This is a genomic window from Winogradskyella sp. SM1960, from assembly GCF_020179375.1.
GTDB classification, from domain to species: Bacteria; Bacteroidota; Bacteroidia; order Flavobacteriales; family Flavobacteriaceae; genus Winogradskyella; species Winogradskyella marina.
On the sequence record NZ_JAICBG010000001.1, the window covers coordinates 315,801 to 333,647 of the forward strand.

Annotated in this window: 17 protein-coding genes; 16 read left to right on the forward strand and 1 reads right to left on the reverse strand. The window is 33.8% G+C overall.

The features are described 5' to 3' along the window. The first annotated feature begins 4 nt into the window (after nt 1-4). The 6 genes from K1X16_RS01460 (at nt 5) to K1X16_RS01485 (ending at nt 6,897) form a co-directional block, all read left to right on the forward strand. Complete coding sequence (locus tag K1X16_RS01460; RefSeq protein ID WP_225034770.1) at nt 5-1,579, forward strand: steroid delta-isomerase; 1,575 nt, start codon at nt 5-7, stop codon at nt 1,577-1,579. 49 nt (nt 1,580-1,628) lie between these two features. Continuing rightward, nucleotides 1,629-2,777: a DUF6265 family protein gene (locus K1X16_RS01465; RefSeq protein ID WP_225034771.1), complete on the forward strand. Its 1,149-nt coding sequence runs from the start codon at nt 1,629-1,631 to the stop codon at nt 2,775-2,777. 5 nt (nt 2,778-2,782) lie between these two features. Then, nucleotides 2,783-4,129, forward strand: a complete 1,347-nt coding sequence (locus K1X16_RS01470; RefSeq protein ID WP_225034772.1) for a M28 family peptidase — start codon at nt 2,783-2,785, stop codon at nt 4,127-4,129. A 50-nt stretch (nt 4,130-4,179) separates the two neighbouring features. Continuing rightward, nucleotides 4,180-4,533 (forward strand): hypothetical protein, encoded by a 354-nt coding sequence (locus tag K1X16_RS01475; RefSeq protein ID WP_225034773.1) that lies wholly within the window; start codon nt 4,180-4,182, stop codon nt 4,531-4,533. Then, nucleotides 4,530-6,161 carry a M1 family metallopeptidase gene (locus K1X16_RS01480; RefSeq protein WP_225034774.1) on the forward strand — a complete coding sequence of 544 codons (1,632 nt, stop codon included), beginning with the start codon at nt 4,530-4,532 and terminating at the stop codon, nt 6,159-6,161. The genes K1X16_RS01475 and K1X16_RS01480 overlap by 4 nt, the downstream gene beginning before the upstream one ends. Before the next feature lie 163 nt (nt 6,162-6,324). Next, nucleotides 6,325-6,897, forward strand: a complete 573-nt coding sequence (locus K1X16_RS01485; protein ID WP_225034775.1) for a YdeI/OmpD-associated family protein — start codon at nt 6,325-6,327, stop codon at nt 6,895-6,897. Here the strand turns inward: K1X16_RS01485 and K1X16_RS01490 are convergent, their stop codons facing one another. Continuing rightward, nucleotides 6,898-7,575 (reverse strand): Crp/Fnr family transcriptional regulator, encoded by a 678-nt coding sequence (locus K1X16_RS01490; protein WP_225034776.1) that lies wholly within the window; start codon nt 7,573-7,575, stop codon nt 6,898-6,900. It lies immediately after the preceding gene. Between the two features lie 162 nt (nt 7,576-7,737). Between K1X16_RS01490 and K1X16_RS01495 the strand changes: the two genes are divergently transcribed. From K1X16_RS01495 to K1X16_RS01540, 10 genes are all read left to right on the forward strand, one after another. After that, nucleotides 7,738-10,113, forward strand: coding sequence for a heavy metal translocating P-type ATPase (locus K1X16_RS01495; protein WP_225034777.1), 2,376 nt, complete (start codon nt 7,738-7,740; stop codon nt 10,111-10,113). 79 nt (nt 10,114-10,192) lie between these two features. Beyond that, a complete protein-coding gene (gene ccoS / locus K1X16_RS01500) occupies nt 10,193-10,381 on the forward strand; it encodes a cbb3-type cytochrome oxidase assembly protein CcoS (protein ID WP_195870645.1) in 189 nt (62 codons plus the stop codon). A gap of 5 nt (nt 10,382-10,386) precedes the next feature. Beyond that, on the forward strand, nt 10,387-12,591 hold the full coding sequence (gene ccoN / locus K1X16_RS01505) for a cytochrome-c oxidase, cbb3-type subunit I (RefSeq protein ID WP_195870646.1): 2,205 nt from the start codon (nt 10,387-10,389) through the stop codon (nt 12,589-12,591). A 4-nt stretch (nt 12,592-12,595) separates the two neighbouring features. Next, nucleotides 12,596-12,787 (forward strand): CcoQ/FixQ family Cbb3-type cytochrome c oxidase assembly chaperone, encoded by a 192-nt coding sequence (locus tag K1X16_RS01510; protein ID WP_225034778.1) that lies wholly within the window; start codon nt 12,596-12,598, stop codon nt 12,785-12,787. Beyond that, on the forward strand, nt 12,784-13,662 hold the full coding sequence (locus tag K1X16_RS01515; RefSeq protein ID WP_225034779.1) for a cbb3-type cytochrome c oxidase N-terminal domain-containing protein: 879 nt from the start codon (nt 12,784-12,786) through the stop codon (nt 13,660-13,662). The genes K1X16_RS01510 and K1X16_RS01515 overlap by 4 nt, the downstream gene beginning before the upstream one ends. A gap of 23 nt (nt 13,663-13,685) precedes the next feature. Further along, nucleotides 13,686-15,110, forward strand: a complete 1,425-nt coding sequence (ccoG, locus tag K1X16_RS01520; protein WP_195870648.1) for a cytochrome c oxidase accessory protein CcoG — start codon at nt 13,686-13,688, stop codon at nt 15,108-15,110. Between the two features lie 227 nt (nt 15,111-15,337). Beyond that, nucleotides 15,338-15,784, forward strand: a complete 447-nt coding sequence (locus tag K1X16_RS01525) for a FixH family protein (RefSeq protein WP_195870649.1) — start codon at nt 15,338-15,340, stop codon at nt 15,782-15,784. Nucleotides 15,785-15,891: 107 nt separating this feature from the next. Then, the gene (locus K1X16_RS01530) at nt 15,892-16,593 is read left to right on the forward strand and encodes a sulfite exporter TauE/SafE family protein (RefSeq protein ID WP_195870650.1); all 702 of its coding nucleotides are present in this window, start codon (nt 15,892-15,894) and stop codon (nt 16,591-16,593) included. 73 nt (nt 16,594-16,666) lie between these two features. Further along, nucleotides 16,667-17,230, forward strand: a complete 564-nt coding sequence (locus K1X16_RS01535; protein ID WP_195870651.1) for a hypothetical protein — start codon at nt 16,667-16,669, stop codon at nt 17,228-17,230. Between the two features lie 74 nt (nt 17,231-17,304). Beyond that, nucleotides 17,305-17,793 (forward strand): hypothetical protein, encoded by a 489-nt coding sequence (locus K1X16_RS01540; RefSeq protein WP_225034780.1) that lies wholly within the window; start codon nt 17,305-17,307, stop codon nt 17,791-17,793. Nucleotides 17,794-17,847 lie beyond the last annotated feature (54 nt).

Below are 17,847 nucleotides of genomic sequence, written 5' to 3' on the forward strand. Positions count from 1 at the left end.
CGTTATGCGCTATCTCTTAATTTCTATATGCTTCATACCATTTCTTAGTTTTTCACAATCCAACACCGAAATATTCCTTTTTGATATCAATACTAAGCATTCAAAAATTGAAATCAATACTGGTAAAAACCTTTCAAACAATAAAGGCTACGATAATCAGCCTTCGTTTGTAGATGATCACACTATTCTATTTGCTTCAACAAAAAATGAACAAACAGATATTTTAAAATACAACACATCAGATTTTTCTAAAACATGGATCAGTTCTACAGAAGGAGGAGAATACACACCATTACAGATGCCGAATAAAAATGGTGTATCTGCCGTTCGGTTAGATAAAGACGGAAAACAACGTCTATATGCTTATGATATGATTACAGGCGAATCCACTGAACTCATTAAAGATGTCGTGGTGGCTTATTATACATGGTTCAATGAAAGCATAATTGTTTCCGCTGTCATAGAAAATGACGATTTAAATTTATATGTTCATGATATAAAAAATGGCACCAATAAAAAATACGCTTCTAAAGTTGGGCGTTCATTTCATAAAATTCCAAACGCTAACTTAGTTAGTTTCATTTCAAAATCGAATAGTAATTTATGGCAAATTAAATCCCTTAATCCTTTAACAGGTGAGATAAAGCTTATCGCTAACACAATAAAAGGTGTAGAAGATATATGTTGGTTAAATAGCAAAACTCTTCTATCGAGTAAAGGGAGTGTGCTATATAAGCTAACGCTTCAAAAGGATTATAATTGGAAAAAAGTTAAAGATGTATCTGATGATGGTATTGAAAATATTACACGCCTAGCTGTTAATTCAAAAGGTTCAAAATTATTGCTTGCTGGTGATGTCGCAGAAGATTATAGTCTATTAAGTATTATGGATTCAAAACTTCAATTAATTGAAGAGCATGCAGCACAAATTGTTGACAAACATATTGATCCTTTTAACAATCGAAATTTAAAAGAATTTTCAAACGCTTTTAATATCAATGTTATTGTAAAGAGTTTTCCTGCTGAAATCATGTATTATGGTAGAGATAACCTCATAGAACATTACAAATTATTTTATGAGAATAACGAGAAATCAAGCGTTAAGGTTGTAAATAGAATGACATTAAAAAATGTGGTTATAGATGAAGAACTTGTTACACTTAATAATACCACAAAAAGACAAGTTACCATTTATGAAACAGACGATGATGAAATAACCACAATGACATTTATTGAAAATTCTAAATTAAAAAAGAAGCAAGAAGTCTTAATAAATGAACAAATAGAAATGTATAATAAAAAAGATGTGAAGCCCTATGGAAGAACATTTTCTACTGATGTTAAGGTTTATGATTTTCCGCATGAACTCTCAATAGATGGTAGACCTGCTTTACGCGATCAGTATATTTCTTTAGTAGACACAACACCCAATTTATATGCCGAAATTGTAAACAGAATAATAATTGGAAACAAAGTAATTGACAAAATAAAAACAACTATAAACGATACCATTGAATATACCGTAGCGATTTATGAAATTGAAAACGGATTGATTTCTGCTGTCACTTATATAAAATAACTTTTTCACCAATTAAAACTAGCCATTCATTACAACTAAGTACCACTACATGAAACAACTACTCATCCTGCTACTCGCCTATTCTTTAACCTCTGCAACACAAGCCCAAAACGTTTTAGAACCAAAACTAGAAAACATCGCATGGATTTCGGGTACATGGCATGGCGAAGCTTTTGGAGGCCTAGTAGAAGAAATTTGGAGTGAACCTTCGGCTGGCAGTATGATGGCAAGTTTTAAGTTTATAAATGATGGCAGAGTGTCTTTTTACGAAATCGAAGTTATTCGAGAAGTAGAAAACACATTATTACTTCAATTAAAGCATTTTAGATCCGATTTAAAAGGTTGGGAATCTAAAGATGAGACCGTTGATTTTCCATTAATAGAAATCACAGAAAATAAAGTGGTTTTTGAAGGTATGGTGTTCGAAAAAGTAAGTCCAACCGAAATGAATGTCCATGTTGATATCGAAGAAAACGGAAAAACAGAAACGGTTACATTTAATTATAAAAAGCAAGTAAAAGAACCAAAACACATCAATCAACTGAACATTGTAAAAAAAGCAAAAGTAAAACCTATAATTGATGGCAAAGCAAATGATGCTATTTGGTCTGATACCGTTTGGTTACCTTTAGATCAATTATGGCTTGGTGACCCTTATACCGAAGATGACTTTTCTGGTCGTTATAAATTATCTTGGGCAGAAGACGGTCTTTATCTTTTAGCTGAAATCACGGACGATGTTCTTGTAGATAATAATCCAGATCCATTAGAAGCATGGTGGGACGACGATTGTTTAGAGATTTTTATAGACGAGGACAATAGTGGTGGCGAGCATCAATACAACCATAATGCTTTTGCCTATCATATTGCTTTAGATGGAAATGTGGTAGATATGTCAACAAAAAAAACGGGCAAACTCTATAATTCTCATATCGAATCTAAACGAATTACAACCGGAAACACATCTATTTGGGAAGTAAAAATATCTATTTTTGATGACAGTTATAAAGATGATGCAAAAAACACACCATTAAAGTTACAAGTAGGCAAAGTGATGGGATTCGCTCTAGCCTATTGCGATAATGATACGAGTAAAACACGAGAGAACTTTATAGGTTCTTTTTATGTCGAAGGTGAAGATAAAAATAGAGGTTGGATAGATGCTAATATTTTCGGAACTTTAAAACTAAGAAATTAAACCTTATGAAATATTTATTAGCCCTTATTGTCCTTGTGTTCTCATTCACATCACATGCCCAAACCGATCAAAAAATCTACGATATAATTGATGCGGTTTCAGAACATCGTTTAAAACAAGATGTTAAAACTTTAGCCGATTTTGGAACAAGACACACATTAAGTGATACTATTTCAGATACAAGAGGTATTGGAGCCGCACGTCGTTGGATAAAATCTGAATTTGAAACCATTTCAAATGATTGCGACAACTGTTTAGACGTTTTTTATCAGAAAGATTTAGTCAAAAAAGGAGAAAATCAACGTATCGTTAAAGATGTTATGGTCGTTAATGTGGTTGCCATACAAAAAGGCACTAAATATCCCAATCGGTTTATTATAATGAGTGGTGATATCGATTCTAGAGTTTCAGACCCTATTGATTTCACATCAGATGCGCCAGGTGCTAATGACAATGCTACCGGAATGGCAGGAGCCTTAGAAGCCGCACGTGTTTTATCACAATATCAATTTGAAAATAGTATTATTTACGTTGGACTTTCAGGTGAAGAACAAGGCTTATTTGGAGGAAAAGGATTAGCTAAATATGCCCAAGAGAATAATTGGGACATTATTGGAGTATTGAATAATGATATGATTGGAAATATTTCTGGTGTCGATGGAGTGATTGACAATAGAACCTTCCGAATTTTCTCAGAACCCATTACAACAGCTGAAACAGATCCCGAAGCATTAGCAAGCCAAGCTAGAGCACGTCGTTTTTATGGTGGAGAGGTTGATGGTATTTCGCGTCAGTTAGCACGCTATGTATATGAAACTACTCAAACGTATATGCCTGAAATGAATCCGATGCTAGTCTATCGTTTAGATCGATTTGGTCGCGGCGGACATCACAGACCTTTTAATGATGCCGGTTTTGCTGGTATTAGAATTATGGAAGCGCACGAAAATTACACACAACAACATCAAGATATTAGAACTGAAAATGGAATAGATTATGGTGATACTTTTGAGCATGTTAACTTTCCATATTGTAAAAAATTAACTGCAGTAAATGCCATCACTATGGCAAGCCTTGCCTCTGCTCCACCGTCACCAACTGAAGTGAGTATTGGAGGTATTGTTGAAGCATCTGCAAAATTAAAATGGACGGAAGTTGAAGGTGCTAAAGGCTATAAAATATACTGGAGAGCGACCACCTCTCCAACTTGGGATCATAGTCGCTATGTTGAAGATATTACTGAATTTACTTTAGATGGTATTGTTATTGATAATTCTTTTTTTGGAATAGCGGCTGTAAGTGCTAATGGCCATGAAAGTGTTGTGGTTTTTCCGAATAAAATTTTAAGATAATAGTTCTGTCAATCCTGCTCAGGTATGAATCAAAAAACCATATTATACATATGTTTAAAAAACTAATATTCTACATTCCAGAAGTGTTCTTAATCATTTCAGTTTTGTATTATTGGTCTTTAACTGCTCATACTTTAAATCCTATGGCCATTGGACTATTGGCACTTCTTATATATCAAATTATCAAGAAAAATATTACACTCGGCTTAATTATTTCATCTGTATTTTTCTGCCTCTCCTTAGTCTTAATATTAGCATTATTTTCAGAATTATCAGAATTTAATGGAATTACACAAGGTTGGAACGACCTCATTGTTTTTGGTTCCATTTTTCTTGGAATAAACTTAATACTGGCAGGATTTATGTTCTTTAAATATTTGAAATTAAAAACCACTAAAAATTGAAAAACAAGTTACTCATAGTTTTTGTTCTGGCATTTTCAACATTACAGGCCCAACTACTTCAAAATAAGAAAACGTTCACCAAACAAGACACGCTAAGAGGAAGCATCACTGCAGAACGCGAATGGTGGGATTTAACCTATTATCATTTAGATGTAGACATACAACCTGAAGAGAAATACATTTCTGGAAAAAACCTAATTACCTATAAAGTTTTAAGTCTTCATACCGTAATGCAAATCGATTTACAGAAACCATTAAAAATCACCAAAGTGATGCAATATGGAAAATCACTAACATTTAATCGAGATGGAAATGCATACTTTATAAATCTTATTTCCAATCAGAATATTGGAGAAGTCCATACCGTAGAAGTATTCTATGAAGGTGAACCAAAAGAAGCTAAAAATGCACCTTGGGATGGTGGATTTTCTTGGAAAAAAGACAACAACGGCAAACACTTTATAGCTACGTCTTGTCAAGGATTAGGTGCAAGTGTGTGGTGGCCAAACAAAGATCACATGTACGATGAAGTAGACAGTATGCTCATCAGCGTAACAAATCCAAAGGGTTTAATGAATGTTTCTAACGGTCGACTTAGAGAACTAGTTGAAAATGATAATAACACGGTGACATCGCACTGGTTTGTTAATAATCCGATTAACAATTATGGTGTGAATGTAAATATTGGTGACTATGCTAATTTTTCTGAAGTTTATACAGGTGAAAAAGGCGATTTAGATATGGATTATTGGGTCTTAAAAGATCATCTAGAACTCGCAAAAGAACACTTTAAAGACGCACCAAAAATGATGGAAGCGTTTGAGCATTGGTTTGGTCCATATCCATTTTATGAGGACAGTTTTAAACTCGTTGAAGTCCCTTATTTAGGTATGGAGCATCAAAGTTCAGTAACGTATGGCAATCAGTATAAACAAGGGTACTTAGGAAGCGATTTATCTGGCACAGGTTGGGGTTTAAAATTCGATTTTATCATTATCCACGAAGCTGGCCATGAGTGGTTCGCCAATAATATTACCAATAAAGACATTGCAGATATGTGGATTCATGAAGGCTTTACCTCCTACTCAGAAAATCTTTTTCTCGACTATTATTACGGTAAAAAAGCTTCTGCCGATTACGTGATTGGCACGCGAAAAAACATTCAAAACGATAAGCCTTTAATTGGTCATTACAACGTTAACAACGAAGGCTCTAGCGATATGTATTACAAAGGTGCAAATTTACTTCATACACTTCGTCAATTAGTTGAAGATGACGATCAATGGAGACAAATCTTTCGTGGTTTAAATTCTGAATTCTATCATCAAACAGTGACTACAAAACAGATTGAAGATTACCTCAGTAAACACACAGGTATTGATTTAAGCGCATTTTTTAATCAGTATTTAAGAACCACTAAAATTCCCACTTTAGAATATACAATTGATAACGGTGAGTTAAAATACCGTTGGACAGATATTGTCAGTGACTTTGACATGCCAATTCAAGTTGACATTGATGGAAAAACGCAATGGTTGTTTCCTAAAGCGGAATGGCAGACTAAAACGATTAATGCTGATGAGATTACCATTGATCGTGATTTTTACGTTTACGCAACTAAACTATAGAAAAGACCTATCAGGTTTTAAAACAAAAGATTCCGTTTTCTCGGGAAAAGAACAAGACGTACAAGGTTGGTTAAAATTGCCGTTCAGTAAATATTTTAAACTTCGATTGTATTATTTGAAATTTCTCGGTAACGTTCGACATGACAGTATTTAAATGTAACAAATGAAATTACCTGAACTCTATTTTAAAACAGATGCCGAATGGCGAGAATGGTTACACAACAACCACGATTCCATAACAGGAGTATACTTAATTTTCTTCAAAGTAGAACATGAAAATGATTCCATGCGATGGGAAGAAGCCGTAAAAGTAGCCCTTTGTTATGGTTGGATAGATTCTACAGTAAAAAGTCTCGGAAACGGAAAACGGAGACAATACTTCTGTCCTAGAAACCCTAAAAGTGTTTGGAGTGCGGTAAACAAAACTTACATTAAGGAGCTACAAAAAGACAATTTAATGCACCCAAAAGGTATTCAATCCATTAAGATTGCTAAAGAAAATGGCAGCTGGACGGCTTTAGATACTGTAGAAAAGGGCATTATTCCAGAAAACCTCCAAAAAGCATTTAATAAAAATAAAAACGCCTATAGCAATTACCTCAACTTTGCACCTAGTTATAGAAAAAGTTATTTATATTGGTTAAACCAAGCCAAACGCGAACAAACAAAACAAAAAAGAATCGAGGAGATTATTAAACTATGTGATGCTAACATCAAAAGTCGAGGTGTTAGGTAATTACTCAACACGTTTTAAACCATCAAAATCAACAACTTTTATTTGTTTTCCGGTCGTAGAAATCAACCCTTCTTTTTTAAATTGCGATAAAATTCTAATGGCAGATTCCGTTGCTGTTCCTACAAGATTAGCGTAATCTTCTCGAGATAATATAACGCTTAAAAAACCACCTTCATCAACATCAAACGTGGTATGTAAATAAAGTAGTAAATCCGCTAAACGTTGTCTTACAGATTTTTGAGCCATATCTACAATGATATTGTCTGCAATTCTTAGTTCTTTAGCCATTTCTTGTAGCATATCTAAAGAAAAACTAGCATTTCTAGTTAAATCGTGAAGAATTTCACGTTTAGGAATAAAACAAACTTCCATATCATTTACAGCAATAGCTGTAAGGTTAGATTTCTCATCCGACACCAATGAGCGTTGGCCTAATAAATCACCTGTAACAACGAGTTTTACTATTTGGTCTTTACCATTAGCACTCAACTTTGTTAACTTACAAATACCGTCTTTTATACAGTACACACCATTAATACTTTCACCTTCTCTAAATAAAACTTCACCCTTAGTGATGTATTTTGAAGTTTTACAACCAGATATTCGAATTAAGTCATCTTTTCCTAAAGCTCTTAAAGCGTTAAACTGTTTAATAATACATTGTTGGCACGTGCTCATAGTATAAAACTCTTAAATTCAAAGTTACTTAAAACATGACAAATATCATATATTTTAATAAGTAGTTTTATGACTTTTGTGACATAAAATTAAGCTTCACAATTAATTTATTCTTATTTTGAAGTTTAAAATATTTGTCAGGTAAATAAGAGCATATTAAGAATGAAAAACGAAAGTTGTTTTCACTGTGGTGACGACTGCGGTAATCATGTCATTTCATTTCAGGAGAAATCATTCTGCTGTAATGGTTGTAAAACTGTTTTCGAAATTTTCAACGAAAATGACTTAACCTGTTATTACGATCTACAAAATTCACCAGGAGCCATTCCTAAGGAAATAGAAGGTAAATACGATTTCCTTTCTCAAGAAAATATTATCGAGAAGCTAACCGAATTTAGAGATGGTTCTATTGAAGTTGCAACGCTTTACATTCCGCATATTCATTGTAGTTCTTGTATTTGGATTCTTGAAAACCTCAACAAACTCAATCCAAATATTTCAGATTCTCAAGTTAATTTTGGCAAGAAAACCGTAAGAGTTACTTATAATTCTGATGCAACCAACTTAAAAGCCGTAGTCTTATTATTGAGTTCCATTGGCTATGAACCGTATATAAGCTTAGACGATTTTAATTCTGGTAAAAAACATATAAATCGCAGTTTAATTTATAAACTTGGTGTGGCGGCCTTTGGCTTTGGTAATATTATGTTTTTATCATTTCCAGAGTATTTTGAGGTCAATGAGTTTTGGTTAGAACAATACAAACCTTTCTTTCGATGGTTAATGTTTGCCATGTCTTTACCAATTGTTTTTTACTCGGCTCAAGATTATTTTATATCGGCATATAAAGGTTTAAAAGCAAAGCTTTTAAATATTGATGTGCCTATTGCCTTAGGTGTTGCAGTATTGTTTATTAGAAGTACTATCGAAATTATGTTCGATATTGGTTCTGGATTTTTTGACAGTTTAGCTGGCTTAATTTTCTTTCTATTAACTGGAAAATTCTTCCAACAAAAAACCTACAACTTCCTATCTTTTGAACGCGATTATAAGTCTTACTTTCCAATTGCTATTACTAAAATAGATAACAACGGTCACGAAAACTCCATTCAGGTTTACGATATAGAAAAAGGAGACCGTATTTTAATTCGGAATGAAGAATTAATTCCTGTAGATGGTATTCTTATTAATGGAAAAGGGAAAATCGATTACAGTTTTGTTACAGGAGAATCGCAAACCATCTCAAAACAATCTGGAGATAAGCTGTTTGCAGGAGGGAAACAAACCAACGGAGTTATTGAAATGGAAGCTCTTAAATCGGTTGAGCAAAGTTACCTTACACAACTTTGGAGCAACGATGTATTCAACAAAAATAAAGAGGATGGCTTTACCAATATAACAAATACCATCAGTAAACATTTTACAATTACTATTTTAACCATTGCTGCCATTGCTACGACATTTTGGTTGCTTGTAGATCCGAGTAAAGCCATGAATGTATTTACAGCAGTGTTAATAATTGCGTGTCCTTGTGCTATTGCATTGTCTGCACCTTTTACATTTGGTAATCTATTACGGATTTTTGGCAAACAAAAGTTCTATGTCAAAAATGCTACAGTAATAGAACAGTTAGCACAAATAAACACAGTGATTTTTGATAAAACCGGCACCATTACTTCCAATAAAAATAGTAATGCTGAATATGATGGTGCATCGCTTTCAGATTCTGAAAATCTCGTTTTAAAGAATTCGCTTCGTGGTTCTAACCATCCTTTAAGCAGAACCTTATATGACATTTTAAAAGAAAACAACATTATTACATTAGATACTTTTGAAGAACACATAGGAAAAGGTATTGAAGTAAAGCACAACAACCTAAACATGAAAATCGGTTCGGCAAGTTTTGTTGGTAATCCTGATGAAAATGCCGTTCTAAATACAACTGTACATGTCAGTAGCAATGATGTTTATAAAGGGAAATTCACCTTTTACAACAGTTACAGAAAAGGAGTTTCAAAATTGTTTAATCAATTAAAGCAGCAATTTGATTTGGTTATTTTATCTGGAGATAATGAAGGAGAGCGTGAGAACCTAACAAAACTATTACCAGCAAAAACCAAATTAATCTTTAATCAAAAACCCGAGGATAAACTCGATTTTATAAAATATCATCAATCTGAAGGTGCCAAAGTACTCATGATTGGTGACGGATTAAATGATGCTGGAGCATTGGCTCAGAGTGAAGTTGGTATTGCTATTTCTGAAGATGTCAATGTGTTTTCACCAGCTTGCGATGCTATTTTAGATGCTTCAAAATTTGAACAATTATTTTCATACATCTCAGCTTCAAAATCAGCTATAAAAATTATTAAGTGGAGCTTTGTATTGTCGTTTTTTTATAATATAATAGGGTTATATTTTGCTACAACAGGACAGTTAGAACCTGTAGTTGCGGCAATATTAATGCCTTTGAGTTCAATTAGTATTGTTATATTTACAACAATCGCCACAAACCTTTTAGGTAAACGATTAGAATGAATCAAAATAACAAAATATGACAAATGTCATGTTTTAAAAATAGGCTCAGCACTACCTTTGAGCCATAACTTCAGTAGGTATGAGTGTTATTTATATTTTATTATCCGTTAGCGTCGTTATTGGCGTTACTTTCTTTGTGCTTTTTATTTTGGCAGTAAAGTCGGGTCAATATGATGATGACTACACACCATCAGTACGCATGCTTTTTGAAGACGAACTAGTAAAAGAAGAACCAAAACCAAAGATTAAAACTAACAAGTCCAATTAATTACTATGGAAGTACAACAATTCTATTACGATAATAAGATCGTAAAAAATTTCCTATATGCTACAATATTTTGGGGTGTAATAGGTATGGCTGTAGGATTACTACTAGCATTTATGTTTGTTTTCCCAAACATGATCGATGAAATTTTTCCAGGAGGTGTCTCATGGTTAAGTTTTGGTCGATTAAGACCATTACACACTAACGCTGTTATTTTTGCTTTTGTTGGAAATGCCATTTTTGCTGGTGTTTACTACTCTACACAACGATTGCTAAAAGCAAGAATGTATAACGATGTGTTGAGTAAAATAAACTTTTGGGGTTGGCAAGCTATTATTGTTGCTGCTGCAATTACCTTACCATTAGGATACTCTACTTCTAAAGAATATGCCGAATTAGAATGGCCAATTGATATAGCTATTGCTGTTGTTTGGGTCGTTTTTGGATGGAATTTAATAGGAACCATGGTAAAACGAAGACAACGTCATTTATATGTGGCGCTTTGGTTTTATCTTGCAACTTTTGTAACCGTTGCGGTACTTCATATTTTTAATAGTTTAGCGCTTCCAGTGAGTCTTACTGGCATGAAAAGTTATTCTGTTTACGCAGGTGTACAAGATGCCTTAGTGCAATGGTGGTATGGCCATAATGCGGTTGCCTTCTTTTTAACAACACCGTTTTTAGGACTAATGTATTATTTTGTTCCTAAAGCAGCCAACAGACCCGTTTATTCTTATAGATTATCTATTATTCACTTCTGGTCATTAATCTTTATCTATATCTGGGCAGGACCTCACCACTTATTATATACAGCCTTACCAGAATGGGCTCAAAACTTAGGTGTTGCATTTTCAGTAATGCTACTAATGCCATCTTGGGGAGGTATGATAAACGGACTTTTAACCTTGCGTGGTGCTTGGGATAAAGTACGTACTGACCCTGTTTTAAAGTTTATGGTTGTCGCATTAACTGGTTATGGTATGGCGACTTTTGAAGGGCCACTTCTATCGCTTAAAAACGTAAATGCGATTGGTCACTTTACCGACTGGATTATTGCACACGTACACGTTGGTGCCTTAGCTTGGAATGGCTTCTTAGCCTTTGGTATGATTTATTGGTTAATTCCAAGACTAGTAAAAACAAAATTATACTCAACTAAATTAGCGAATCTCCACTTTTGGATTGGCACCTTAGGTATTATATTCTACGCCTTACCATTATATGTTGCTGGCTTTACACAAGCAACTATGTGGAAGCAATTTGACCCAGCAGGAACCTTAAAATACGGTAACTTCTTAGAAACTGTAACGGAAATTATGCCAATGTACTGGATGCGTGCCATAGGTGGAACCTTATACATTGCAGGTATGTTAATTCTTATATACAATGTTTACGTTACCATTAGAAAAGGAAGTGCGGTAGAAGATGAATTAGCAGAAGCACCAGCATTAAAACGTGTATCAAAACACAGAGCTGCAGGTGAAGGATGGCATACCGTTTTAGAACGTAAGCCAATAAAGTTAACAATTTATGCAACCATTGCTATTTTAATTGGTGGTATCGTACAAATTGTACCAACGATAATGGTAAAATCTAATATTCCTACATTATCGAGTGTAAAACCTTATACACCTCTAGAATTAGAAGGTAGAGATATCTATATAAGAGAAGGTTGTGTCGGTTGTCACTCTCAAATGGTACGTCCGTTTAGAAGTGAAGTAGAGCGCTACGGAGAGTATTCTAAAGCCGGTGAGTTTGTTTACGATCATCCATTCCTTTGGGGAAGTAAACGTACAGGACCAGATTTACATCGAATCGGCGAAAAGTATTCAGACACATGGCACTTTAACCACATGTATGATCCTCAGGCCATGAATCAAAATTCTATTATGCCTACGTACCAATGGCTAATAAGAAATCCATTAGATAAATCGCAAACTGAGGAAAAAATGGAAGTGATGGTCAACTTAGGAGTTCCATACACAGAAGATGAGATTGCTAATGCACAGCAACACATGTTAGAACAAGGGACTCAAATTGAAGAAAACCTTTATACTGATCCCGATTTTGTAGAAGCCTATGAAGCTGATAAAGCTGCTGGTGGTGATGATTTTGTTGAAATGCGTAATCGAGAAATTGTAGCCTTAATTGCATACTTACAACGTTTAGGAACAGATATTAAAGTTACAGATCTAGAAACACCTCAAAATTAGAATTATGCTAAAATTTGTAAAAAACCATATGGACAGTATTTCTGGAATAGAAGTATTCCCAATTATATCATTACTTATATTTTTTGGCTTTTTCGTCATCCTTTTTTGGTGGGTTTTCACTGCTAAAAAAGATTACATCAATAAAGTCAGCAATATACCATTAGAATTAGATAACCAAAACGAAACAGAACTATGAGAAACACTATTCCATCTTGGTTAAGAGTACCTGTTGTATTTTTTACCCTCGTATTATTAGTAGAATATTTTGTAGAATCTGGTGACCAGCCAGCTTTTATAGAACAACCCGTAGTTTTGTTGTTTCTATTGTTAATACTACTTGTATTAATTGCAATCGAAGCTATTTCAGGATCATTAAAAAATATTCTTTATCAAAGTTTAGATGAGGCAGGTAAAGCACGTTATGATGCTAAAGCTAATGAAGAATCTAAAGTTGTTGCCTGGATAAAAGAAACGTATAAAAAATCTTTAGGTTCAAAACCTATTCAAGAAGAACATGAAATTATTCTCGACCACAATTATGATGGTATTAAAGAATTAGATAACGATCTTCCGCCATGGTGGCTTTATGGGTTTTACGCGTCTATTATTTTTGCCGCAATCTATTTAGTGAAATATGAAATCTTTGATGGAGATAATCAGTATGACGAGTTACAAACCGAATTAGCAGAGGCTAAAATAGCCATTGAAGAATACAAAAAAACAGCTAAAAATTTAGTAGATGTTAACACTGTTGAGCTATTAACGGAAGAATCAGATTTAAATGCTGGTAAAGCAATTTTTGAAAATAACTGTGTAGCATGCCACATGCCAGATGGTGGTGGCGGAATTGGTCCAAACCTAACAGATGAATATTGGATTTTAGGAGGAGGTATAAAAAATGTATTTAATACAGTGTCTGAAGGAGGACGAGCTGGAAAAGGAATGGTGCCATGGAAGAATGATTTAAAACCAGTAGAAATGGCGCAAGTATCCAGTTATGTATTACAATTCCAAGGTACAACACCCGAAAAGCCTAAAGAGGCAGAAGGCGAAATTTGGAAAGAAGAATAATTGCCTAATAAAATTAAAACCACGTGGAAACACCAAATAACGAGTCGTTTAGAGACACCATTGGCACATTAACCGAAGACGGTAAACGCGCTTGGGTTTACCCTAAAAAACCTAGTGGTAAACTTTACAAATACCGTAAATACGTTAGTTATGGCTTACTCGCGTTTTTATTGGCGGCACCGTTTATAAAAGTAAATGGAAATCAGTTTTTATTACTAAATATTCTTGAACGACGCTTTAACGTTTTTGGATTACCGTTTTGGCCTCAGGATTTCTATTTAGTTGTGATTTCAATGCTTATTGGCGTTGTATTTATTGCGCTATTTACGGTGAGTTTTGGACGTGTGTTTTGTGGATGGATTTGTCCGCAGACCATTTTTATGGAAATGGTTTTTCGTCGTATTGAGTATTGGATAGAAGGAGACAGAAACAAACAACGAAAATTAGATAAACAAGAGTGGAACGCTGAAAAAATCAGAAAAAAAGGATTTAAGTGGTTCATATTTTTAATTATTTCGTTTGTAATTGCTAATGTGTTTTTGGCGTATTTAATAGGCAGTGATAAGCTAATAAGCTACATTACTGGTAATCCGTTAGATCATTTAGGCACACTTTTTCCACTGCTGATTTTTACGGCAGTCTTCTATTTTGTATTTGCCTGGTTTAGAGAACAAGTCTGTATTATTGCTTGTCCTTATGGCAGATTACAAAGTGTACTTTTAGATAATAAATCTATCGTTGTCGCTTACGACCATAAACGTGGTGAAGCAGAAAACGGCAGAAAGAAATTTAGAAAAAACGAAGATCGCGAAGCTTTAGGACATGGTGACTGTATTGACTGTTTGCAATGTGTAAATGTATGTCCTACCGGAATTGATATTAGGAACGGTACACAATTAGAGTGTGTTAATTGTACTGCGTGTATTGATGAGTGCGACCATATTATGGAAAGTATTAATCTGCCAAAAGGATTAATTCGTTATGCTAGTGAAGATGAAATAGAAAAGAAAGAAAAGTTTAAACTAACCGCAAGAATGAAAGGCTATATAGCCGTTTTAACCATTCTAATCGGATTATTTTCTGGCTTACTATTATTAAGAAATGATGTTGAAGCTACTGTACTTAAACTTCCTGGCCAATTATACGAACACAAAGAAGGCACTATTATAAGTAACGTTTACACGTATAAATTGGTTAACAAAACCACTAGAGACATCAACGACATTAGTTTTAAACTAAGAAAATTCGATGGAACAATTAAGATAGTAGGTGTCACAAATAATTTTATGGTTCCAGCACAAGACTTAGCAGAAGGTACTTTGTTTATCGAAATTGATCAAGGTGATTTATCTGGCGACAAAAACAAATTAACTCTAGAGGTCTATAGTAAAGACGAGTTAATTGAAACCACAACGGTCAACTTTTTAGGACCACGTAGTTATAATTAACTTAGCATGAAGATTGAAGTTAAAAGCATAACGTTGAAGCCTTTTATAGTATTCACCTAGCAGGTCTGAACAGAAAACATAATTTATTAATCCTGCAAGTTTCGATAGCTACCGGAATCAAAAACCATGTAGGTTTAAAAAAGACACATCCACTGTGCACAGTGTGACTGTTAATATTAAAATATAAGATCCTGAAACAAGTTCAGGTAATCAAAATAAAATTTGCCATGAAAATAAATTGGGGAACAGGAATAGTTATCGCATTTGTAGCATTCATTAGCTTTATCATGTACTTTATTATCACAATGAGTACAGATGCTAAATATGATTTTGATTTAGTAACAGAAGATTACTATGGACAAGAATTAGAGTTTCAAGAAGACTTAAATAAAGAAGAACATTCAAAAACATTAAAAACAAATATCACTTGGAAAAAAACAGAAGACGGTATAAACCTCGTCTTTCCTAAGGATATTGATTTTAAAAACATAGAAGGTAAAGTGTTCCTATACAGGCCATCTAATAAGCAATTTGATTTTGAAATACCAATTTCATTATCTAACCACAATTTGCTCATACCTGACAAACGTTTATTAGGTGGTCGATGGAACATTACTGTAGATTGGACATACAACACCGAATCTTATATCTATAAAACTGAAATCACCTATTAAACTACCTTGTTGTCTTTTCGAGCTGAGTCGAGAGGACGTTTAACCAAAACCCTATAAATAGGACTTTTTCCAATAATTATCGAAAGCATTCCAATAGAGAAAAATACATGTTAGCATCAGCATTCATATTAGGATTATTAGGAAGTTTACACTGTGTTGGCATGTGTGGTCCTATTGCATTTATGTTACCTGTAGATCGCTCAAACTCTCTTAAAAAAGTCAGTCAGATTGCTATTTACCATTTTGGTCGGATTTTAGCTTACAGTATAATAGGATTGGTTTTTGGCTTACTGGGCAAAAGCTTTTCATTGTTTGGGCTACAACAACAATTGTCTATTGTTGTTGGGGTTTTAATGATTATCATTGTGCTTTTACCACAAAACATCACAGGAAAATTCACGCTTACAAAACCATTATATAAAATTATTTCTAAAGTAAAATCATCCTTAGGTTCAGCTTTAAAAAAGAAAACAGCAGATACGTTTTTAACTATTGGTTTTCTCAACGGATTTTTACCATGTGGCTTAGTGTATATGGCGGTATTTGGCGCTGTTGCCACAGGCAGTTTAGCTGAAGGCAGTTTTTACATGGTTTTATTTGGGATAGGAACAATTCCGTTAATGACCACTGCTATTTATTTAGGTAAGTTTCTTAACAGTACTATAAAACAACGCATTCAAAAAGCGATTCCTGTTTTTGTCGTAGTTATAGGAGTGTTATTTATTCTTCGTGGCTTAGGCTTGGGCATACCCTACCTCTCTCCTGCTCCAATTGTTGAAACAGCAGCAAGCGCTATTGAGTGTCATTAAAATATAAAAGATTTCCTACAAAGTGGTCTAATTATTGATATATTCGCTACGGACCAATTACAACGATATAACCATGAAAACAAGCCTCTTATTATTCATTTTCAGTCTATCTATTTTAACAGCTACTGCACAAGATGCTAGTGTAGAACAATCTACTTATGGCATCCAATTTGGATTTTTAGGATTTTGGGGACATAACGAATCTAAACTTTCAAATTCTATAGCCTTACGCTCTGAACTGGGTATAGATGCAGGTTTTTATAGTAACAGCTTTATTGGAAGTAGTGGTTTTGTCTTGGTACCAGCAATTACTTTTGAACCGCGTTGGTACTACAACCTTAATAAACGCGTATCCAAATCGCGACGAATAGATGGTAATAGCGGTAATTTTATTGCTATAAAAACCACATATCATCCAGATATCGTTATTAATTCTGTCGCTAATAATTTGAATTTTATTAGTGATATTTCTATTATTCCTACTTGGGGAATACGACGTAACGTCGGTAAACATTTCACTTATGAAACTGGTATAGGCTTAGGATATATACACTATATTAAAGAAGAAAACGTCTATTTAAGTGATTCTGATGGTTTCGCTATAAACCTACATTTAAGAATTGGGTATCGTTTTTAAAATCAAGGGGTTTTTAATTTTTATTTAGACTATTAAAGCTTTTGTTTTATTTTAGTTGTCCAATCAATTTAATAATGACCACAAATAACCAACCACTAAGTCCTAAAAGTGTTTTTAAAAACATAACGTTTATACATATTGCGTTCTGCGCAACTATACTTTTATTTGGTACTGTAACGTTCTTCACTGCAGAAAACGCCTTTTTAAATGTATCTGACGCTAATGATATTTTCCTTTATCTAGTTCCTGTATTTGCTATTGCTGCAGCCGTTTTAAGTGTTACTATTCTTCAAAAAAACCTAAATCAGGTTCAAGAAAAACCTGCAATTCAAGACAAATTAATTCACTTACAAACTTCTAAACTTATACAATATGCAATGATTGAAGCACCAGCGTTTTTTGGTATTGTTATATTTTTAATGACTTCAAATCTCATCTATTTAATTATTTCTGCTGTGCTTCTAGCGTATTTAGTAATGCTAAAACCTTCAGCTTCTCAAATGAAAGAAGATTTAAAACTCAATGCTGAACAAGATCAAGAATTTAGACGTTTAATGAGATAAATAAAAAACGCCAAAGAAAAAACCTTTGACGTTCGTTTAGGCGATATTATAAAC